The sequence below is a fragment of the Pseudomonas sp. URIL14HWK12:I5 genome (assembly GCF_900176445.1).
Taxonomy (GTDB): Bacteria; Pseudomonadota; Gammaproteobacteria; order Pseudomonadales; family Pseudomonadaceae; genus Aquipseudomonas; species Aquipseudomonas monteilii.
Genome location: NZ_FWXQ01000013.1, coordinates 105260 through 126731, shown reverse-complemented (window position 1 = coordinate 126731; position 21472 = coordinate 105260). Strand labels below are relative to the sequence as shown.

Annotated in this window: 18 protein-coding genes and 1 tRNA gene; 15 read left to right on the top strand and 4 right to left on the bottom strand. The window is 62.5% G+C overall.

Annotated features, from left to right (window positions below; all coding sequences use genetic code 11):
- Positions 1-53: 53 nt before the first annotated feature.
- The 3 genes from B9A31_RS25450 to B9A31_RS25440 all read left to right on the top strand — a co-directional run bounded on the left by B9A31_RS25450 (position 54) and on the right by B9A31_RS25440 (position 2772).
- Positions 54-1448: an MFS transporter gene (locus B9A31_RS25450; RefSeq protein ID WP_016715324.1), complete on the top strand. Its 1395-nt coding sequence runs from the start codon at positions 54-56 to the stop codon at positions 1446-1448.
- A 9-nt stretch (positions 1449-1457) separates the two neighbouring features.
- A complete protein-coding gene (locus B9A31_RS25445; protein WP_025754600.1) occupies positions 1458-2003 on the top strand; it encodes a single-stranded DNA-binding protein in 546 nt (181 codons plus the stop codon).
- Between the two features lie 310 nt (positions 2004-2313).
- Positions 2314-2772 (top strand): hypothetical protein, encoded by a 459-nt coding sequence (locus B9A31_RS25440; protein WP_039614600.1) that lies wholly within the window; start codon positions 2314-2316, stop codon positions 2770-2772.
- Positions 2773-3004: 232 nt separating this feature from the next.
- Here the strand turns inward: B9A31_RS25440 and B9A31_RS25435 are convergent, their stop codons facing one another.
- Positions 3005-4387 carry an aminotransferase-like domain-containing protein gene (locus tag B9A31_RS25435; protein WP_084297511.1) on the bottom strand — a complete coding sequence of 461 codons (1383 nt, stop codon included), beginning with the start codon at positions 4385-4387 and terminating at the stop codon, positions 3005-3007.
- A 199-nt stretch (positions 4388-4586) separates the two neighbouring features.
- Here B9A31_RS25435 and B9A31_RS25430 point away from each other — a divergent pair, with 199 nt between their 5' ends.
- The 9 genes from B9A31_RS25430 (at position 4587) to B9A31_RS25385 (ending at position 15507) form a co-directional block, all read left to right on the top strand.
- Positions 4587-5372: a sulfite exporter TauE/SafE family protein gene (locus tag B9A31_RS25430; protein WP_084297510.1), complete on the top strand. Its 786-nt coding sequence runs from the start codon at positions 4587-4589 to the stop codon at positions 5370-5372.
- Between the two features lie 21 nt (positions 5373-5393).
- Positions 5394-6155, top strand: coding sequence for an SDR family NAD(P)-dependent oxidoreductase (locus tag B9A31_RS25425; RefSeq protein ID WP_084297509.1), 762 nt, complete (start codon positions 5394-5396; stop codon positions 6153-6155).
- A 147-nt stretch (positions 6156-6302) separates the two neighbouring features.
- Complete coding sequence (fdnG, locus tag B9A31_RS25415; protein ID WP_141099617.1) at positions 6303-9371, top strand: formate dehydrogenase-N subunit alpha; 3069 nt, start codon at positions 6303-6305, stop codon at positions 9369-9371.
- On the top strand, positions 9371-10321 hold the full coding sequence (fdxH, locus tag B9A31_RS25410) for a formate dehydrogenase subunit beta (RefSeq protein WP_019096689.1): 951 nt from the start codon (positions 9371-9373) through the stop codon (positions 10319-10321). Before fdnG ends, fdxH begins: the two co-directional genes overlap by 1 nt.
- Positions 10318-10974, top strand: a complete 657-nt coding sequence (locus B9A31_RS25405; protein ID WP_084297508.1) for a formate dehydrogenase subunit gamma — start codon at positions 10318-10320, stop codon at positions 10972-10974. The genes fdxH and B9A31_RS25405 overlap by 4 nt, the downstream gene beginning before the upstream one ends.
- A 4-nt stretch (positions 10975-10978) precedes the next feature.
- Positions 10979-11899 carry a formate dehydrogenase accessory protein FdhE gene (gene fdhE / locus B9A31_RS25400; protein WP_019096687.1) on the top strand — a complete coding sequence of 307 codons (921 nt, stop codon included), beginning with the start codon at positions 10979-10981 and terminating at the stop codon, positions 11897-11899.
- Positions 11900-12058: 159 nt separating this feature from the next.
- Complete coding sequence (selA, locus tag B9A31_RS25395; protein ID WP_025754605.1) at positions 12059-13486, top strand: L-seryl-tRNA(Sec) selenium transferase; 1428 nt, start codon at positions 12059-12061, stop codon at positions 13484-13486.
- On the top strand, positions 13483-15405 hold the full coding sequence (gene selB / locus B9A31_RS25390; protein WP_084297507.1) for a selenocysteine-specific translation elongation factor: 1923 nt from the start codon (positions 13483-13485) through the stop codon (positions 15403-15405). Before selA ends, selB begins: the two co-directional genes overlap by 4 nt.
- Before the next feature lie 6 nt (positions 15406-15411).
- Positions 15412-15507 (top strand) — tRNA-Sec (locus B9A31_RS25385).
- Positions 15508-15522: 15 nt separating this feature from the next.
- Here B9A31_RS25385 and B9A31_RS25380 read toward each other — a convergent pair.
- A complete protein-coding gene (locus B9A31_RS25380; RefSeq protein ID WP_177325295.1) occupies positions 15523-16521 on the bottom strand; it encodes an asparaginase in 999 nt (332 codons plus the stop codon).
- A 63-nt stretch (positions 16522-16584) separates the two neighbouring features.
- The gene (locus tag B9A31_RS25375) at positions 16585-18027 is read right to left on the bottom strand and encodes an alanine/glycine:cation symporter family protein (RefSeq protein WP_019096683.1); all 1443 of its coding nucleotides are present in this window, start codon (positions 18025-18027) and stop codon (positions 16585-16587) included.
- Between the two features lie 178 nt (positions 18028-18205).
- Here B9A31_RS25375 and B9A31_RS25370 point away from each other — a divergent pair, with 178 nt between their 5' ends.
- The 3 genes from B9A31_RS25370 (at position 18206) to B9A31_RS25360 (ending at position 20975) form a co-directional block, all read left to right on the top strand.
- The gene (locus B9A31_RS25370; RefSeq protein WP_016715339.1) at positions 18206-19015 is read left to right on the top strand and encodes a helix-turn-helix domain-containing protein; all 810 of its coding nucleotides are present in this window, start codon (positions 18206-18208) and stop codon (positions 19013-19015) included.
- Between the two features lie 150 nt (positions 19016-19165).
- Positions 19166-20050, top strand: coding sequence for a sugar nucleotide-binding protein (locus B9A31_RS25365; protein ID WP_019096681.1), 885 nt, complete (start codon positions 19166-19168; stop codon positions 20048-20050).
- Positions 20043-20975, top strand: coding sequence for an NAD-dependent epimerase/dehydratase family protein (locus B9A31_RS25360; RefSeq protein WP_016715344.1), 933 nt, complete (start codon positions 20043-20045; stop codon positions 20973-20975). Before B9A31_RS25365 ends, B9A31_RS25360 begins: the two co-directional genes overlap by 8 nt.
- Positions 20976-21005: 30 nt before the next feature.
- On the opposite strand, the gene B9A31_RS25355 is transcribed toward B9A31_RS25360, so the two are convergent.
- Entirely contained in the window at positions 21006-21449 is a 444-nt protein-coding gene (locus B9A31_RS25355; protein ID WP_019096680.1) for a winged helix-turn-helix transcriptional regulator, read from the bottom strand.
- Between the last annotated feature and the right edge of the window lie 23 nt (positions 21450-21472).

Genomic DNA, 21472 nt, shown 5'->3' with positions numbered 1-21472 from the left:
CCGTTACGCTGTCGGACTGATAGAATCGCCGCCGGTTCACACGAGGTTAATCCATGCACGACACCCACAACGAGCGCATGAGTGGCGGCGAAACCCGCGCCGCTGGCGGCCTTGCCCTGGTCTTTGCCTTTCGTATGCTGGGCATGTTCATGGTCTTGCCGGTACTGGCCACCTACGGCATGGACCTGGCCGGTGCCACCCCTGCGCTGATCGGCCTGGCCATTGGCGCCTATGGCCTGACCCAGGCGGTATTGCAGATCCCGTTCGGGATGATTTCCGACCGCATCGGCCGCCGGCCGGTGATTTACCTGGGGCTGGTGATTTTCGCCCTGGGCAGTGTGCTGGCGGCCCAGGCCGACTCCATCTGGGGGGTGATCGCCGGGCGTGTTTTGCAGGGCTCCGGTGCGATTTCTGCCGCCGTCATGGCGCTGCTGTCCGACCTCACCCGCGAGCAACACCGGACCAAGGCCATGGCCATGATCGGCATGAGTATCGGCCTGTCGTTTGCCGTCGCCATGGTCGTCGGCCCCTTGCTGACAAGTGCCTTTGGCTTGTCAGGATTGTTCCTGACCACGGCAGGGCTCGCCCTGGTAGGCATCTTGCTGATTGCCGTTGTCGTGCCCAACACGCATAGCATCCTGCAGCACCGCGAATCGGGCGTGGCGCGCCAGGCACTCGGCCCAACCCTGCGTCATCCGGACCTTCTGCGCCTGGACGTAAGCATCTTCGTCCTCCATGCCATTCTCATGGCCAGCTTCGTCGCGCTGCCGCTGGCCTTCGTCGAGCGCGGTGGGCTGCCCAAGGAGGAACACTGGTGGGTATACCTGACCGCATTGTTCATCTCATTTTTTGCAATGGTCCCGTTCATCATCTACGGCGAAAAAAAGCGCAAGATGAAACGCGTGTTGGCCGGCGCTGTCAGTGTCCTGCTGCTGACAGAGATATACTTCTGGGAGTGGGCTGACGGTTTGCGCGGACTGGTGATTGGCACCGTGGTATTCTTTACCGCATTCAACCTGCTGGAGGCATCGCTGCCTTCGCTGGTGAGCAAGGTGTCGCCTGCCGGTGGCAAGGGGACGGCGATGGGGGTGTATTCCACCAGCCAGTTCCTCGGTGCGGCGCTGGGCGGGATCCTTGGTGGCTGGTTGTTCCAGCACGGTGGGCTGGACACGGTGTTCCTCGGTTGCGCGGTGCTGTGTGCCATCTGGCTGGTCGTCGCCTTGCGCATGAACGAGCCGCCTTATGTGACCAGCCTGCGCATGCCGCTGACGCCTGAGGCAGTCCGGGAAGCCGGCCTGACAGAGCGCCTGATGGCCGTGCCGGGTGTGACCGACGCTGTGGTGGTGGCTGAAGAAGCCGCTATCTATATCAAACTGGATACGAAAATTTTGGACCGTGCGACCCTCGAGCGACTGGTGAACCCAGCCTCTTCGGCGTGCGAAGCCTAGGAGAACGTTATGGCCCGTGGGGTTAACAAAGTCATTCTGGTCGGCACCTGTGGCCAGGATCCCGAAGTCCGCTACCTGCCCAACGGTAACGCCGTGACCAACCTGAGCCTGGCTACCAGCGAGCAGTGGACCGACAAGCAGTCGGGCCAGAAGGTAGAGCGTACCGAGTGGCACCGTGTGTCGCTGTTCGGCAAGGTTGCCGAGATCGCCGGCGAGTACCTGCGCAAAGGTTCGCAGTGCTACATCGAAGGCAAACTGCAGACCCGTGAGTGGGAAAAAGACGGTATCAAGCGCTACACCACCGAGATCATCGTCGACATCAACGGCACCATGCAGCTGCTGGGCGGTCGTCCGCAGGGCCAGCAGGGCGGTGACCCGTACAACCAGGGTGGCGGCAACTACAACCAAGGTGGTCAGCAGCAACAGTACAACCAGGCCCCGCCGCGCCAGCAGGCCCAGCGCCCGCAACAGGCCCCTCAGCGCCCGGCGCCGCAGCAGCCAGCGCCACAGCCGGCGGCTGACTTTGACAGCTTTGATGACGATATTCCGTTCTGATCCAAGCCGTTAAGCAGCTGGCAAAAAACCAAAAACCCAAGGCAGATGTCTTGGGTTTTTTTATGAGCAAACAGTGGTAGTGCTGTGCGGGCTTTCCTCTAAAAAGAAAGCGGCGAGGATAGGCGCCAGCTTCGCGATATTGCGGGAATCTCGGCAGCCCATTGAGTAGGAAAAATGCCTATAAGATATTGCCAATTTTATATGGTTATAGGAAACGCTGATCGTAAATGTCAGAGACTTCTGAAGTTTTAGTGGAGCGCACTTTTTTCTATTCTGATCGCTTAGTATTCATTTTTTAAAGGAGTGGATCATGCAAAGTGCTGAGAAGGAATGCCTGTTAGGTCAAATAAACCTGAAATCAGATGCGCGAAACTACGATGTCTCCGGTTTTTCCGAGATGTATGCGGCTCATCTTGAGGGGCCTGCTGGGGACGCTGCGTTTTACGGTCGAGTACTAATAGGCATTGGTTTCGCAATTTCCGCACTGGGCCTTGGCATCTTCCTGTTTGGGCCTGAGGTTATTTATTATGACCGGTTTTCAGGCCCAACTCTGATTCAACACATACAAGCGAACTCCGGCCTCGTTGCAATGGCCGGCGGGTTGATAATGGCGTGGGGCGGGAAGCAGCGGGATGAAGGCATTGTTTATCGGGAGGATTTTCTCCTGTCCCATTACAAGTTTGTAACGGAAGATGGGCAAGATGTTAGCGGTCAGGTTTCTGTCCGATATCTGGAAGGAGATAATTTCAGTGTATTCATCGACTTGTAGTCGAGCGAGTATGTTCGGGCCTTGTTAGCGTCACATTCGACATTGATTCAAGTTATGCCTCTTACTTGACAGTCTGCCCTCAGATCTTTTGGCTGGTGCCGTTCTGCTGTACCTGTTTGGTTGACGGCTACAAATCGAGCCCTGTGAAACCGAGTGCCTGTTGGAGTGGTCTCGCGTCGCGAAACGGGCGCATCGTGCCCCAATGGCACGACTACACCAATACCAGTCCAGTTCAATAAAACAACCGCGGCTCCGGCGAGTCCAGCAAGCTGACCAGCTTGGTCAGGGCAAAGCCCAGTTCCTGGCGGCTGGGGGCCATCAGGGCGATGCGCACGCCGCAGCTGGCGTGGCTGCGCTCTGGCAGGAACTGGCTGCCACTAACTACCGTGACGCCGTTGTTACGCGCCAGGTTGGCGAATTCGTCGCTGGTCCACGGCTCGGGCAACTCCAGCCAGATGTGGAAGCTGTTGGGCTGGCTGCGGATCTTGTACTTGCCAAGGATCTCATGGGCCATTTGCTGGCGCGCGGTAGCCTCTTCCTGTTGTTCTCGCACCAACTGGTCGGCCATGCCGCTGTTGATCAGGTTGCTGGCCAGTTGTGCCATCAACGGCGATGGCATCCAGACGCTGCTGCGTACCATCGACGATAGCCGCGAGAGGGTTTGCGGTGGTGCGTACAGGTAACCGATACGCAGCGCCGGCAGCACACTTTTGGACAGGCTGGTGAGATACACCGAACGTTCTGGCGCATACGCTGCCAGTGGCTGGTAATCCGGGGCGGGTTCAAGGAAGCCGTAGATGTCGTCATCGACGATGAACAGGTCGAACTCGCGAGCGATCTCGGCGATGGCCTGGCGCCGTGCGTGGGGCATGATCGAGTTGGTCGGGTTCTGGTGCGTGGTGACGCATATCAGCAGGGAAGGGCGGTGCTCCAGGCAGGCCGCGCGCAATGCATCAGGAATAATGCCGTGCTCGTCCATGGCCACACCATGCAGACGGCGGCCCATGCTGTGGGCGAGGGAGATGATGCCCGGGTAGCACAGCGACTCGCACAGCACCACATCGTCGTTCTTCGACAGGCTGCTGATGGCCACCAGCAGCCCATGCTGCGCGCCAGAGGTCAGTACAACCTGTTGCCAGCGTGCATCTGGCAGCCAGCGCTGAATCCAGGCCGCACCGGCTTGCTTGTGTGAGGTGTGGCCCCCCTCGGTCACGTAATCGAGTACTTGCCCCAAGTCCGAAGAAGCGGCCAGTTCGACGATGGCCGTGCCTAGCCACTCGCTCATGTGAGCGTCGTTGGGTTTGATGATCGAGAGATCGATCTGGCTGCTTTCGCCGGCAAGGGGGGCGGGCGCCGACGGGATAGGCAATGGCTGTCGCTGCTGTTTCACAAATGTGCCACGCCCGACTTCGCCAACCACCAGGCCACGCTTGGCCGCCTCGTCGTAGGCCCTGCCGACAGTGCCGGGCGTCACATTCAGTGCCTCGGCAAGGTCCTTGAGGGTGGGTAAGCGATCACCTGCTGCAAGCCGACCACTTTCGATGTCCTGTTCAAGGGCATTAGCGATCATCAGGTAAACCGGCTGGGTTTGATCGCCGTAATGAGGGACCCACATGGAAAACGCACCAGATTCTGCAAGAGCGCGCAGCCTAGCATGAAAGCTCAGATGCAGGTAATGATGGTAATCGTGAGAATTGAGTCGAATAAATTGATGATTGCACCGATTCAATTTTCGTAATTACAATCATCGCATCAATCAGGGCAGGCTCACTCACGTCGGCCTTGGCAAAACACGCCATTGGATGGGCTTTGCTATGGAAATTCTGGGTGCTTACTGGGCGGAACACTGGTTGCTGGCAATCCTCATGCTCGGCGCGATCGCCTTCGTTGCAGGCTTCGTCGACAGTATTGCCGGTGGTGGCGGTCTGTTTCTGGTACCGGGCTTTTTGCTGGTTGGCATGCCGCCGCAGGTGGCACTGGGCCAGGAAAAACTGGTCAGTACCCTTGGCACGCTGGCGGCCATTCGCAACTTCCTGGCCAACAGCAAGATGGTCTGGCAGGTGGCGTTGGTCGGGGTGCCGTTCTCACTGCTGGGTGCTTACCTGGGGGCGCACTTGATCGTGTCGATCTCGCAAGAGACTGTAGGCAAGATCATCCTGGCGCTGATCCCGTTCGGGATCCTCATCTTCCTCACCCCCAAGGACCGCCCGGTAGCGGAGCGAGAGCTGTCTTCTCGCATGCTCTACACCGTGGTTCCGTTGACCTGCTTGGCCATCGGCTTCTATGACGGCTTCTTCGGCCCCGGCACAGGCAGCATGTTCATCATCGCCTTCCATTACCTGCTGCGCATGGACCTGGTCTCCAGCTCGGCCAACTCCAAAACCTTCAACTTCGCTTCCAACATCGGCGCCTTGGTCGCCTTCGTCATCGCCGGGAAGGTCGTCTACCTGCTGGCATTGCCGCTGGTGGCCTGCAACATCCTGGGTAACCACCTGGGCAGTGCCCTGGCGCTGCGCAAAGGCAACGGAGTGGTACGCAAGGCGCTGGTGTTCTCGATGCTTTGCCTGTTCACCAGCCTGGGCGTGAAGTACCTGGCCTGACCTACTGATAGGAGAAAACTGATGAAAACCGCATTCGTAACTGGCGCCTCCTCGGGTTTTGGCCGTGCCATCTGCTGCACGCTGATCGGCAAAGGATACCGCGTGATCGGTGGCGCCCGGCGCATGGACAAACTGAAAGCGCTGGAGGCCGAGTTGGGCGTCAATTTCATTACGCTGGCGCTGGATGTCACCGACCCGGTGTCGCTGGAGACGGCGATCGAGCACATTCGGGATGCATCGCTGCAGATCGACCTGCTGGTCAACAACGCCGGGCTGGCGTTGGGCGTGGACCGAGCCCAGGCCAGCAGCGCCGAAAACTGGCAGCGGATGATCGACACCAACATCACCGGCCTGGCCATGGTTACCCACAAGATTCTGCCGCAAATGGTGGAAGCCGACAGCGGCATGATCATCAACATTGGCTCTATCGCCGGCACTTACCCCTACCCGGGCGGCAATGTGTATGGCGCCAGCAAGGCCTTCGTCCGACAGTTCAGCCTCAACTTGCGTGCCGACCTGGCGGGCACCCGAGTACGGGTGAGCAACATCGAGCCGGGGCTGTGCTCGGGCACTGACTTCTCGGTGGTACGTCTGAATGGCGACCTGGATGCGGTGCAGGCGTTGTATCGGGATGTCGAGGCCATCCTGCCGGAGGATATCGCGGCTACGGTAGCCTGGATTGCCGAGCAGCCGGCGCACGTGAACATCAATACCGTCGAGATCATGCCGGTGGCGCAGAGCAGCGCGGCCCTGAATGTGGTGCGCAACCTGCCGCGTGCCTGACCCGGGCCTTAACACTGACCCATGTCATCGCACCTTCCGGATTCTTGACTAGTCTTAACCATTGGCGGCCATCAATTGGCCGCCACCGTGACTACCAAGAGGCGCCGGCCATGTTCCGCGCGTCCACCACCTGATCAGGAGTGCACGATGGACCTGAACCGTCGGCAGTTCTTCAAGGTCGCCGCCGTCGGCCTTGGAGGCTCGAGCCTTGCGGCGTTGGGCATGGCCCCGACACCCGCATTCGCCGAGCAGGTGCGTCACTTCAAGCTGGCGCATACCAAGGAAACCCGTAACACCTGCCCTTACTGCTCGGTCGGCTGCGGCCTGATCCTGTACAGCCAGGGCGATGCGGGCAAGAACGTCAAACAGAACATCATCCATATCGAAGGTGACGCCGACCACCCGGTCAACCGCGGCACCCTCTGCCCGAAAGGCGCTGGCCTGCTGGACTTCATCCACAGCCCGAGCCGCCTGCAGTACCCCGAGGTGCGCAAGCCGGGTAGCAAAGAATGGACGCGGGTCAGCTGGGACGAGGCGCTCGACCGCGTCGCCGACCTGATGAAACAGGACCGAGACGCTAACTTCATCGAGAAGAACGCCCAGGGGCAAACCGTAAACCGCTGGCTCACCACCGGTTTTCTGGCTGCCTCCGCCGCCTCCAGCGAGGCAGGCTACCTGACCCACAAGGTCGTCCGCGCAACAGGCATGCTGGGGTTCGATAACCAGGCACGTGTCTGACATGGCCCGACGGTGGCAAGTCTTGCCCCGACGTACGGCCGTGGCGCCATGACCAACCACTGGTCCGATATCGCCAACGCGAATCTGGTCCTGGTGATGGGTGGCAACGCAGCAGAAGCGCATCCGTGCGGCTTCAAATGGGTGACCGAGGCCAAGGCGCATAACAAGGCGCGGCTGATCGTGGTCGACCCGCGGTTTACCCGTACCGCTTCGGTGGCCGACTACTACGCACCGATTCGTACCGGTACCGACATCGCCTTCATGGGCGGGTTGATCAATTACTTGCTGAGCAATGACAAGATCCAGCACGAGTATGTGCGCAACTACACCGATGTGTCGTTCATCGTCAAAGAGAACTATGGCTTCGAGGATGGCCTGTTCAGCGGGTACGACGAGGCCAAGCGCGTGTATTCCGATAAGTCCGGCTGGGGTTACGAGCTGGGTGAAGACGGCTTTGCCAAGGTCGACCCGACGCTGCAGCACCCGCGCTGCGTGTTCCAGCTGATGAAGCAGCACTACAGCCGCTATACACCGGAACTGGCAAGCATGACCTGTGGCATGCCGCAGGACGCCATGTTGAAGATCTGGGAAGAGATCGCCACCTGCTCGGTACCGGGCAAGACCATGACGATCCTCTATGCGCTTGGCTGGACGCAGCACTCGATCGGCGCACAGATCATCCGCAGTGCGGCCATGGTCCAGCTGCTGCTGGGCAACGTCGGCATGCCCGGTGGTGGGGTCAACGCCTTGCGCGGGCACTCCAATATCCAGGGTCTGACCGACCTGGGCCTGCTGTCCAACTCGTTGCCGGGCTACCTGACCCTGGCCGGTGATGCCGAGCAGGACTATGCCGCCTATATCGACAAGCGCGCCTCCAAGCCACTGCGTCCTGGCCAACTGTCGTACTGGCAGAACTACGGCAAGTTCCATGTCAGCCTGATGAAGGCCTGGTACGGCGCCAATGCCACGGCGGAGAACAACTGGGGCTACGACTGGCTGCCCAAGCTCGATGTACCGGCCTACGACGTGCTGCGCATGTTCGAGATGATGGGCCAGGGCAAGGTCAACGGCTACATGTGCCAGGGGTTCAACCCGATTGCCGCGCTACCGGACAAGAACCGTGTCACTGCCGCCCTGAGCAAACTCAAGTGGCTGGTGATCATGGACCCGCTAGCCACCGAGACCTCGGAGTTCTGGCGCAACGCCGGGCCGTTCAACGATGTCGACACGGCCAACATCCAGACCGAAGTGATCCGCCTGCCCACTACCTGCTTTGCCGAGGAAGACGGCTCGCTGGTCAACAGCAGCCGCTGGCTGCAGTGGCACTGGAAGGGCGCCGACGGCCCGGGCGAGACCCGCACCGACGTTCACATCATGAGCGAGTTGTTCCTGCGCCTGCGCCGACGCTACCAGGCCGAAGGTGGCGCCTATCCTGACGCGCTGATGAACATCAACTGGCCATACAAGGTCCCTGAAGAGCCATCCCCGGAGGAGCTGGCCAAGGAAATGAACGGCTGGGCGGTGACGGACGTCACCGATCCGACTGGCGCAGTGCTCAAGGCCGGCCAGCAACTGGCGGGCTTTGGCCAGCTCAAGGACGACGGCAGCACTGCGTCCGGTTGCTGGATCTTCTCCGGCAGCTGGACCGAGCAGGGTAACCAGATGGCTCGCCGTGACAACAGCGACCCGTACGGCATGCACCAAGTGCAGAACTGGGCCTGGGCCTGGCCGGCCAACCGCCGCATCCTCTACAACCGTGCCTCCAGCGACCCGCAAGGCAAGCCGTGGGACCCGGAGAAGAAGCGCTTGGTATGGTGGAACGGCAAGGCCTGGACCGGTACCGATGTGCCGGACTTCAAGGCCGACTCGCCGCCCGAGGCCGGGATGAACCCGTTCATCATGAACCCCGAAGGCGTGGCCCGCTTTTTTGCCATCGACAAGATGGCAGAGGGGCCGTTCCCCGAGCACTACGAGCCGTTCGAAACGCCGATCGGTATCAACCCGCTGCACCCGCAGAACAAGAAGGTGGTCAGCAACCCGGCTGGCCGCATCTTCGACTCGGTGTGGGACACGCTCGGCACGCATGACGAGTTCCCCTACGCGGCGACCACCTATCGGCTGACCGAGCACTTCCACTTCTGGAGCAAGCATTGCCGGCTCAACGCCATCGCCCAGCCCGAGCAGTTCGTCGAAATCGGCGAGGTGCTGGCCAACGAGAAAGGCATCAAGGCCGGCGACCGGGTGCGGGTGTCGAGCAAGCGCGGGCATATCGATGCGGTGGCGGTGGTGACCAAGCGGATTCGCCCACTCCAGGTCAACAACCAGACCGTGCACCAGATCGGCATTCCGTTGCACTGGGGTTTCACCGGCGCTACCCGGCATGGCTACCTGACCAACACCCTGGTGCCATTCCTCGGTGACGGCAACACCCAGACGCCAGAGTCCAAGTCGTTCCTCGTCAAAGTGGAGAAACTCTGATGGCCAGCCAAGACATCATCGCCCGCTCGGCCACCACCACCGTACCGCCTTCGGTACGCCAGCAGCAGGAAGTCGCCAAGCTGATCGACACCACCAAGTGCATCGGCTGCAAGGCCTGCCAGGTGGCGTGCTCGGAATGGAACGAACTGCGTGACGAGGTCGGCCACAACCACGGCACCTACGACAACCCCCAGGACCTCACCGCCGAAACCTGGACCCTGATGCGCTTCACCGAGCACGAGCGCGATGACGGCAACCTGGAGTGGCTGATCCGCAAGGATGGCTGCATGCACTGTGCCGAACCGGGTTGCCTGAAGGCTTGCCCGAGCCCGGGGGCGATCATCAAGCACGCCAACGGCATCGTCGACTTCAACCAGGACCACTGCATCGGCTGCGGGTACTGCATCACCGGCTGCCCGTTCAACATCCCGCGTATCTCGCAGAAGGACCACAAGGCGTACAAGTGCACCCTGTGTTCCGACCGCGTGACCGTGGGCCTGGAGCCCGCCTGCGTGAAAACCTGCCCGACCGGGGCGATCGTGTTCGGCAGCAAGGACGAGATGAAAGTGCATGCCGCCGAGCGCATTGTCGACCTGAAGTCGCGGGGCTACGACAAGGCCGGGTTGTACGACCCGGATGGCGTCGGCGGCACCCATGTGATGTATGTGCTGCACCATGCCGACACGCCGAAGCTCTACGCCGGCCTGCCGGACCAGCCGGTGATCAGCCCGTTGGTGGGGTTGTGGAAGGGCTTCACCAAGCCGCTGGCGCTGCTGGCCATGGGCGCGGCGGTATTGGCCGGGTTCTTCCATTATGTGCGGGTTGGCCCCCAGCGGGTCGAAGAGGAGGAGCACCCCACGCCGGCGGATGACAATGTGCATCAGGTGGATCCTGCGGTCCATGTCTACGACCCGACCAAGCCCGGTGGGCAAGGGGAGCAGCGGCCATGAACGACAACAAACCCATCCTGCGCTACAACGCCAATGAGCGGACAAACCACTGGATTGTGGCAATCCTGTTCATCCTGGCGGGGCTGTCGGGGCTGGCGCTGTTTCATCCGGCGCTGTTCTGGCTCAGCCACCTGTTTGGCGGCGGGCCGTGGACACGCATCCTGCACCCCTTCATCGGGGTGGCGATGTTCGCGTTCTTCCTCGGCCTGGTGTTCCGTTTCTGGCGCGCCAACTTCATCACCGCCAACGACCGCCTGTGGCTACGTCGCATCGATCGGGTGATGGTCAATCGAGAGGATGGCGTGCCGCCCATCGGCAAGTACAACGCCGGACAGAAGCTGCTGTTCTGGACCTTGCTGGCGTGCATGCTGGTGCTGCTGGTGAGTGGGGTGGTGATCTGGCGAGCGTACTTCAGCCACTGGTTCGGCATCTATACCATTCGCTTGTCTGCGCTGCTGCACGCGCTGGCGGCGTTCGTGCTGATCCTCAGCATCATCGTGCACATCTATGCCGGCATCTGGATCAAGGGCTCGATCGGCGCCATGCTGCATGGCTGGGTCAGCCGCGCCTGGGCACGCAAGCACCATGAGTTGTGGTACCGCGAAGTGACCGGCGACAAGACGCCGGGCAATCACGGACGAAAAGAAGGATGAGCGCTTGAGCACGATACTCGAACCCGGGCAGATCGAAGCGTCGGCGGTGATGCCGCCGTTTCTGCACCTGCCGCCCGCCAACCTGTTTGACGTGCGCGCTGCACGTCTGGATCAGCTGGCCGAGGGCAACGCACTTGGCGACTACCTGAGGCTGGTGGCGCGGTTGTGCCGTGTCCAGCAGCAGCTTGTGGATAACCCGCCCGCTGGCGTGCCGGTGGCCGAGGAACGTCAGCGCCTGTGCATAAGTCATGGTTTACCGCCGCTGGCGGCGGACAGCCTGGTGCGCGAAGGGCCTTGGCTGGTTTGGTTACAGGCCCTCCTTGAGCACTTCAACGGTGAAAACAGTGGCCCGCTGGGTGAGGCCTTGCAGGTGCTGCGTGGCAGTGATGAAAACCAGCGCAAAGGCTGGGGCATCGCTTTGCTGGCAGGGCAGTATGACGCGGTGCCAGCGGCATTGGTGCCGTTCCTCGGGGCTGCGTTGCAGGCGGCCTGGTCCAGCTGGCTGCTGGCGTTGCCAACGCCGGAGCTGAAACCTGCTGGCAGCCTGGCCCAGTGCCCGGCCTGCGGTTCGCCGGCAATGGCCGGGGTGGTGCGCAACCGTGGCAAGCACAATGGCCTGCGTTACCTGGCCTGCTCGTTGTGTGCCTGTGAATGGCATGTGGTGCGGGTGAAGTGCGTGTATTGCGAGTCGAGCAAGGACTTGCGCTATACCAGCCTTGAGGATGATCGCCATGCGCCGGGCAAGGCGCCATTGCGTGCCGAGTGCTGCCCGGGGTGCGAAAGCTACCTGAAGCAGAACTATCTGGAGAACGATGCGGCGGCCGAGCCTTTGGCCGACGACCTGGCCAGCCTGGCGCTGGATATGCGCCTGGACGAAGAGGGCTTTCATCGCCTGGCGCCCAACCTGATGCTTGCGCCCGGTTAGTGGGTGAGTGTCTACACTGAAAGACCGAGTTGCCTTCTTCGCGGGCACGCCCGCTCCCACAAGGACTGCGCAAGCCTCAAATACAGCGCGGACACTGTGGGAGAGGGCGTGCCCGCGAAGAGGCCAGTACAGACACCGGATAACCCAAGGTAGTACCGCATGTCTTCAAGCCTAGCCAGCGACACCCCACGCCTCCCATCCATCGACACCCTTCTGCGCCACCCGGCCTGCCTCCCGCTGATCGACCGTCACGGCCGCGATGCAGTGTTGGCTACCTTGCGCCAACTGCTCGACGACCTGCGTGACCCTGCCCGCAACGGTGAGCTCAGCGCCGCCGAACTGGCCGCCGAAGTGCTGCTGGGCCGTACCGGTGAACGCCTTGCCGCGCAACAGCGCAGCCAGGTCCGCCGTGTGTTCAACCTCACTGGCACCGTGCTGCACACCAACCTCGGCCGCGCCCTGCTGCCCGAAGAAGCCATCGAGGCCATGCAGACTGCCGCCCGCTATCCGCTCAACCTGGAGTTCGACCTGGCCACCGGCAAACGTGGCGACCGCGATGACCTGATCGAAGGCCTGATCCGCGAACTGACCGGCGCCGAAGCCGTCACCGTAGTCAACAACAACGCCGCTGCCGTGCTGCTGGCGCTCAATAGCCTGGGCGCACGCAAGGAGGGCATCATCTCGCGTGGTGAGCTGATCGAGATCGGCGGTGCCTTCCGCATTCCCGACATCATGGCCCGGGCCGGCGTGAAGCTGCACGAAATCGGTACCACCAACCGCACCCACGCCCGCGACTATGAGGCCGCCATCGGCCCGCGCACGGGCCTGCTGATGCGCGTGCATTGCAGCAACTACAGCATTCAGGGCTTCACCACACAGGTGCCCACTGCCGAGCTGGCGCGGATCGCCCGCCAACATGAACTGCCGCTACTCGAAGACCTCGGCAGCGGCAGCCTGCTCGACCTTACCCGCTGGGGCTTGCCCGCCGAACCTACGGTGCGTCAGGCCCTGGCTGATGGCGCCGATATCGTCACCTTCAGCGGCGACAAACTGCTGGGCGGGCCTCAGGCAGGGGTCATCGTTGGCCGCAAGGACCTGATCGCCAGGATCAAGAAAAACCCGCTCAAGCGAGCCTTGCGCGTCGACAAGATCACCCTCGCAGCCCTTGAAGCGGTGCTGGCACTGTACCGCAACCCCGACCGCCTGGCCGAACGCCTGCCCAGCCTGCGCCTGCTGACCCGCAGCCAGGCCGAGATCCAGGCTCAGGCCGAGCGCCTGTCGCCTGAACTCAAGGCGCGCCTCGGCGAGCAATGGGCCGTCAGCGTCGAACCTGCCCTGGGCATGATTGGCAGTGGCAGCCAGCCGGTGGCGCGCCTGCCCAGTGCCGCGCTGTGCCTGCGCCCGCAAGTGTCGAAGAAGCTGCGCGGGCGCAGCTTGCATGTACTGGAGCGGGCCCTGCGTGATCTGCCTGTGCCGGTGCTGGGCCGCATCGATGACGATGCCCTGTGGCTGGACCTGCGCCAACTGGATGACGAAGCCCAGTGGCTGGCCCAGTTGCCCGCCCTGCAACTGGGGGCTGTGCAGTGATCGTTGGTACCGCCGGGCACATCGACCACGGCAAGACCGCACTGCTGCAAGCGCTGACTGGCCAGGCCGGCGACCAGCGGCAGGAAGAGCGCGCCCGCGGCATGACCATCGACCTTGGCTACCGCTATGCGGCACTGAGCGAAGGCGCGCCGCTGACGGGCTTCATCGATGTGCCGGGCCACGAGCGATTTATCCACAACATGCTGGCCGGTGCCCATGGCATCGACCTGGTGCTATTGGTGGTGGCTGCTGACGACGGGGTCATGCCGCAGACGCGCGAGCACCTGGCGATCATCGAGCTGCTGGGCATTCCCCAGGCCCTGGTGGCGATCAGCAAATGCGACCGGGTCGAGCCGGCCCGGCTGGCCGATGTGCAGGCGCAAGTCAGTGAACTGCTGGCGCCAGGGCCGTATGCCGGTGCGCGGCAGTTCCCATTGTCGAGCATCAGCGGGGAAGGCGTGGACGCGCTGCGTCAAGCCCTGCTGGAGGCTGAGGCCAATGTACGGGCACGCGCTGTGCGCGGTGGTTTTCGTCTGGCCGTCGACCGCGCTTTCGCGGTTAGCGGCGCTGGCGTCGTGGTCACCGGCACGGCGCTGGCCGGGCGGGTCAGTGCCGGCGATACCTTGTTGCTGGGCAAGGCCGGCAAAGCGGTGCGCGTGCGTGGCCTGCATGCACAGAACAAGGCCTCGTTGGTGGCAGAAGCGGGCCAGCGGGTGGCGCTGAACATCGCTGCCGAGCGACTGGCATTGGAGCAGGTACACCGGGGTGACTGGCTGGTGCCTGAGTGGCTGCATGCGCCTGGCGTACGGGTGGATATCGAGCTGAGCCTGTTACCGGGAGAGACACGTACGTTCGAACATTTCAGCGCGGTGCACGTACACCTGGGGACTCAGGATGTGACGGCCCGGGTCGCCTTGCTTGAAGGTGAAAGCCTGGCGGCCGGCCAGCGCATGTTTGCCCAGTTGTTGCTCAATGCGCCGCTGCAGGCGGTGCATGGCGACCGTTTGGTGCTGCGCGACCAGCGTGCCCAGCGCACCTTGGGCGGTGGCAAGGTGCTGGACCCGTTCGCGCCAAGCCGCCAACGCCGCAGCGATGAGCGCCTGCGCCAGTTGCAGGTGCTGCGCGATACCGAAGAACTGGAGCAGGCGCTGCCGGCGCTGCTTGCCAGTGCACCGGGCGGTATCGACCCCCAGCGGCTTGAGCGGCAGTTCAATCGCCTGCGAGAAACCTGGCAGTTGCCGGAAGAAGTTTCGGTGGTGGCCACGCGGCAGGGCCAACTGCTGTTCGCCACTGCCAAGTGGCACGTGCTGAAGCAGCAGGTGATGGAGCAGTTGGCACGGTTCCACGAACAAGAGCCCGACCAGCTCGGCCCGGACCGTGATCGCCTGCGCCGTTTTGCAGCCCTGCCCCTGGAGCGACCGGCCTTCGTCAGCCTGCTGGATGAGTTGCTTGAAGACGGCAGCATCGCCAGCAGCGGGCCTTGGCTGCATTTGCCCGATCATAAGGTGCAATTGAGCGAAGCCGACAGTGAGTTGTGGGCGCGCCTGGAGCCGAGGTTGCTGGCGGGGCAATACGACCCGCCCTGGGTCAGGACGCTGGCAAGTGAAGAGAACTGCGCCGAAGCTGATGTGCGCCTGTTGTTGCGCAAGCTTGCACGGCTGGGCCTGGTGCACCAGGTGGTGCGTGACCTGTTCTACCCTGAGGTGACGCTACAGCGCATGGCAGCGCTGCTGCTGGGGCAGGCCAGTGAGACGCCGATAGTGCAGGTTGCCGCGTTTCGCGATATGTTGGGTATCGGTCGCAAGCGCAGTGTGCAGATTCTGGAATACTTCGACCGCATCGGCCTGACCCGGAGGGTGGCCGACCAGCGTCACATCCGCGCCGACAGCGCCCTGGCCCAGCAGCAGGCCAGGCACTGAGTTCAAGGAAGGCAATCGCGCCCGGTGGCGCGGCCGGGCTTCAAACCCGGTTGGGGACGGCAGCCGTTCCCGGGCAGGTTCGACTCCCGCTGCCTTCCGCCATTTTCTTTCGCCTGTTCAGGCCCGTTCCCCGCACAGGTCCAGAGCAAACCACTGCTCTGCAGCATCCACATCCAAACCCGCCCCCAACAGCGCAACCATCTTGCCCAGCGCTGCCTCACGGGTCATGCCGCCACCACTGACCAATCCGGCACCGCGCAAGCGGTTGCCCGCCGCATAGGTGTCGAACACCACCGAACCTTCAGGACACTGGCTGATAGCCGCCAGCATCACACCGCGCTGGCGCGCCGCGCTCAGTACATTCAGCAATGCCTGGTCATCCGATGGGCCGGTACCGCTGCCGTAGCATTCCAGTAGCAACCCCTGCACACCACTGTCGATCAAGCCTTGCAAGTGCCCGGCCTGCAGCCCCGGGAACACCGGCACGACCGCCAGGTTGACCGGCTTGCGCGGCTGCTTGTAGCCCAGCTCGGCAGGGATCATGTCGGCATGCTCACCATCACGATGGCGCGGCAGCGCCGCAAAGGCATCGAACGCCTCGCTGCGCAGCTTCGAGGCCCGGCAGCCATGCAGCAATTGGCCATGGAAGTAGAGCCGCACGCCATCTTCCAGGCCATGTTCGAACTGGCGCAGCGCACCACACAGGTTGGCCCACGCATCGCTGTCAGCGGCACCCGCCGGCAGCATCGAGCCGGTCAGCAGTACCGGAACCGGCAGCCCCAGCAGCAGGAACGACAATGCCGCAGCGCTGTACGCCATGCTGTCGGTGCCGTGCAGCACCAGCACGCCGTCATGGCCCGCCACATCCACCGCATCGACAATGGCATCGCGCATCGCCAGCCAGTTGTTCTGTTGCATGTTGGCGCTGTCGAGCAGCGGGTTCAGTTCCTGCAGGGTCCATTGCAGCTGGGGCGCATCGGCCATGTGCGCGAAGTGCTCGCGCATCCGTGCTTCAAAACCACCGGCTGGCGCCAGGCCTTCCGGGGTTTCGAGCATACCGATGGTGCCACCGGTATAGAGAACGAGAAGATTCTTTACGGCACGCATGGAGAACATCCGTAGCGGTGAGCGGAGAAAGAAAAGCCGCCCGCAGAAGGGGCGGCTGGGCAGGGCAGCGTATCAGCGCTGAGGCTGCGCTTGGCCGACTGTTTTGTCAGTGGCTGTTTCCGCCTGCGGATTGGCAGGCCAGGCATTGCGGTCCAGGTCCAGGTCGGCGAACTTGGTCGAATCGAACACCGGCTGCTGGATACCCGCCTTGCGCTGCTCGTCGTAGTCGCGCATCACACGCAGGCCGACCTTGAACAGCAGGGCCAGGGCCACCAGGTTGACGAAGGCCAGGCAGGTCATGGTGATGTCGGCGAAGGCGAACACGGTCGACAGGTCTTGCATCGAGCCCCAGACCACCAGTGCCAGCACCAGGCCACGGAACACCATCAGTACCACGCGGTTACGGGTGAGGAACTGCAGGCTATTCTCGCCCAGGTAGTAGTTGTAGAGGATGCAGGTGAACACGAACAGCGACAGTGCCACGCTGACGAACACACGGCCCCAGTCACCGACCACGGCGGCCAGCGAGTTCTGGGTCAGGACAATGCCGTCACCCTCGAAGCCCGGGGTATAGAAGCCCGACAGCAGGATCAGCAGCGCGGTGCAGGTGCAGATCACGAAGGTGTCGAGGAACACGCTGAAGGCCTGGACCACGCCCTGGGCGCCCGGGTGTTTCACCGCAGCCACGGCAGCGACGTTTGGCGCACTGCCAAGGCCCGCTTCGTTGGCGAACACGCCACGCTTCACGCCCATGACGATGGCGCTGCCGAGCAGGCCGCCGAAGGCTGGGTCGAGGCCGAAGGCGCTCTTGAAGATGGTTTCCAGCATGGCTGGCACGTGTTCGATCTGGGTGCCGATCACGTACAGGGTCACCCCGATGTAGGCCAGGGTCTTGACCGGTACCAGCAGGTCCGACACCGCAGCGATGCGCTTGATGCCGCCGATGAAGGTGATTGCCAGCAGCACGGCCAGGACAATACCGGTTTGGCTCGGGGCAAAGTTGAAGGCGTTCTGCAGCGAGTGGGTCACGGTGTACGACTGCAGGCCGATGAAGGCGAAGCCGTAGGTGACCAGCAGCAGGATCGAGAACACGATGGCCATGCCTTTGCGGTTCAGGCCATGCTGGATGTAGTAGGCCGGGCCGCCACGGTACAGGCCGTCACCATCGGCGCGCTTGTACACCTGGGCCAGGGTACATTCGAAGAAGCTGCTGGACATGCCCACCAATGCGGTGACCCACATCCAGAACACGGCACCTGGGCCACCCAGGGTCACGGCAATACCGACACCGGCAATGTTACCTGCGCCAACGCGGCCGGCGAGGCTCAGCATCAGGGCCTGGAAGGAGCTCAGCTGGCCTGCCTGGCCACGCAGCGATTCCTTGAACACGGCGAACATGTGGCCGAAATGGCGGAACTGAACGAATCGGGAGCGGATGGTGAAGTAGCTACCCAGCCCTACGATCAGCACGATGAGGAGTTTCCCCGAGAGGAAATCGTTGAGTACTTCGAGCATTGGAGAATGACCTCGATTCTTATTCTTCGTGTGGAAAGACCAGCGGACGGCAGGCGCACCGCTATTCGTTGGGGCGCATGGTTGGCCATGACAAGAGTGGTTACAATTTCGCGGGTTGGTCTCAGTTGGCGCGACTTGATGCTACAATGGCGTCATTCGCGTCACCTGGGTCCCGCACATGAGCGATCATTTCGCTACCAACCTCAAGCTGGCTTGCAGCCACTACCGCTCTATTTCCGAAGTTTGCCGACAGCTGTCGATCAACCGGGCACAGTTCAACAAGTACCTGAGCGGGCAGAGCCGTCCGACGGCTTACAACCTCAAGCGCATCGGTGACTTCTTCGGCGTCGAGGATTACGAACTGAATTTGCCGGCCGAGCAGTTCGCCAGGCTCATCGGCGCACGGGTGTCGACGCTGGCCGACCAGCCCAGCGACCCGATCAGCGAACTGTTCCGTCCGCTGCACGACCACGCCGGCAACCTGTCGCGTTATTGCGGTTACTACTTCGAGTATTCCAACTGCATGTCGGTGCCGGGCACCATCCTGGTGTCGCTGGTGCACCTGTGGGAGGAGCGCGGCCGCTTCCTGTTCGAGCGCCAGGAACGCCAGGAACGCTCCAGCACCACCGACCAGCACGCCGAGGTACGCTGCCGCTACCTGGGGGCTGCGTTCCAGTTGCAGGACCGGCTGTTCCTGATCGACTACGAGTCGCTCACGTACAACGAAATGAGCCAGACCATCCTCATCCCCAGCTTCAAAAGCCGCATCACCCGCCTGAATGGCCTGAAGGCTGGAGTGTCCAGCGGCGACCGACGCAACCCGGCCTGTACCCGGGTGGTGTGGGAGTATCTGGGGGAAGAGATCAATCGCATCAATGCCTATCGGCAGGTAAAACTGTACCGGCCGGATGATCCACGTATAGATGACGATGTGCGTGAGCGTTTGAGCGTTGGGCCACTGCGCAACAGTTTGTTTGAGATTGAATAGATGTAGCGCCTGTACTGGCCTCTTCGTGGGTAAACCCGCTCCCACAGAGGCCATGCAGGCAACTGAATAAGGCCTGTGGTTGGACTTCCCGCAGAGGAAACCGCAAAATGACCCCTTTCCTTCATCAACCTCTCCGGATCTGCTGACTCTATGCGTATGCGCCTAATGCTGTTGGGTGGTGGCAATGCCCTCGGGCAAGCGCTGATTCGTCTTGGGGCCGAGGAGGACATCGCATTCCTGGCGCCGCGCCCGCCCGAAAACGGCTGGACGCCGGCCAGCCTCACCCAGTTGCTCGACGATCACCGCCCCGACGCCGTGGTCAACCTGGCCTATTACTTCGACTGGTTCCAGGCCGAGTCGGTCAGCGAACAGCGCCTGGCTCAACAGGAGCGGGCAGTAGAGCGGCTCGCAGAGCTGTGCCAGCACCACCAGATCACCCTGGTACAGCCTTCCAGCTACCGCGTGTTCGACGGTTCGCGGGCCACGGCCTACAGCGAAAAGGACGAGCCAGTGCCGCTGGGCCTGCGTGGCCAGGCGTTGTGGCGCATCGAACAGAGCGTGCGTGCGGCCTGCCCGCAGCATGTGCTACTGCGCTTTGGCTGGTTGCTCGACGAAAGCATCGACGGGTCGCTGGGCCGCTTCCTGACCCGTGCCGAGCAACCGCAAGAGCTGCTGCTGGCCGATGACCGGCGTGGTAACCCGACACCTGTCGACGATGCTGCGCGGGTGATCCTGTCGGTGCTCAAGCAGCTCGATTGCAGTGCGCCGCTGTGGGGCACCTACCATTACGCCGGCAACGAGGCGACCACGCCGCTGGCGCTAGGCCAGGCGATCCTTGCCGAAGCGGGCCAGTACCGCCAGCTCGCGGTTCAGGCGCCAACGCCGCAGGCTCATGCCGCACGGCCGGATGCCAGCGAAGAGCCGCAGCACGCGGTACTGGCCTGCAAGAAAATCCTTCATACCTTCGGCATCAAGCCGCGTGCCTGGCGCGCCGGCCTGCCGCCTCTACTGGACCGGTTCTACCGCCATGGCTGACGCCCCCATCCTGATCACCGGCGGTGCCGGCTTCATTGGCTCCCACCTGTGCGATGCGTTGTTGGACAAAGGCTACGCCGTACGCATTCTCGATGACTTTTCCACTGGCCGGCGCAGTAACCTGCAGGTCGACCACCCACGGCTGGAGCTGATCGAAGGCGATGTTGCCGATGCCGGGTTGGTCACCCAGGCCGCAGCCGGCTGCAGTGCCGTGGTGCACCTGGCGGCAGTGGCCTCGGTGCAGGCCTCGGTCGAAGACCCGGTGCGCACACACCAGAGCAATTTCATCGGCACCCTTAACGTGTGCGAAGCGATGCGCGTGCATGGCCTGCGCCGGGTGCTGTTTGCTTCAAGTGCAGCGGTGTACGGCAACAATGGCGAGGGCGAGTCGATTGCCGAAGACACGCCCAAGGCGCCGCTGACCCCCTACGCCGTGGACAAACTGGCCAGTGAGCAATACCTGGACTTCTACCGTCGTCAGCATGGCCTGGAGCCGGTGGTGTTCCGCTTCTTCAATATCTTCGGGCCACGCCAGGACCCGTCTTCGCCGTATTCCGGGGTAATCAGCATCTTCTGCGAGCGCGCGGTGCAGGGCTTGCCGATCACCGTCTTCGGTGATGGCGAACAGACCCGCGACTTTCTTTACGTGGGTGACCTGGTGCAGGTGATGGTACAGGCGCTGGAACAGCCGCAGGTGGAGGAGGGCGCGGTGAACATCGGCCTCAACCAGGCCACTTCGCTGAACCAGTTGCTGGCGGCGCTGGAGAAGGTGGTGGGGAGCTTGCCGGCGATTAGCTATGTGGCGGCGCGTTCGGGTGACATTCGCCATTCGCGGGCGGATAACCAGCGCTTGCTGGCGCGGTTCGATTTCCCGCAGGCGACGCCAATGGTTGAAGGGCTGGCGCGGCTTCTGGGTAAAAGCTGAAAACGCTGGGGCCGCTAAGCGGCCCCAGAATCATCCATGCCGCACCACTCGGCGCAGGCAATCTTCGGCCTTCAGTACCCGCCCGTCCAAAGCTCGTACCTGCAAGTTCTCGATAGCTTGCCCTTTGACAGCATCGACCAGCTCCGAACGCACCTCACCCGCTTCAAACAAAAACCGCTCCCCCCACTGCCTCAGGCCCACCACCACAGGAAACACCGAGCGCCCTTTCTCGGTCAGCACATATTCCTTGTAGGCACTGCCATCCGAAGCGGGCTGCGTCATCAGCAACCCACTTTCCACCAGCAGCTTGAGCCGTGAGGCGAGGATGTTCTTCGCCAGCCCCAGGTTCTTCTGAAATTCGCTGAAACGCCGCAGGCCATCGAAGGCATCGCGCAGGATCATCAGTGCCCAGCGGTCACCCAGTACCTCCAGGGCACGGGCTACCGGGCATTGCGCATTGTTTTCATCGAGCATGTTGCAGGCCTGTCCTGAATGTC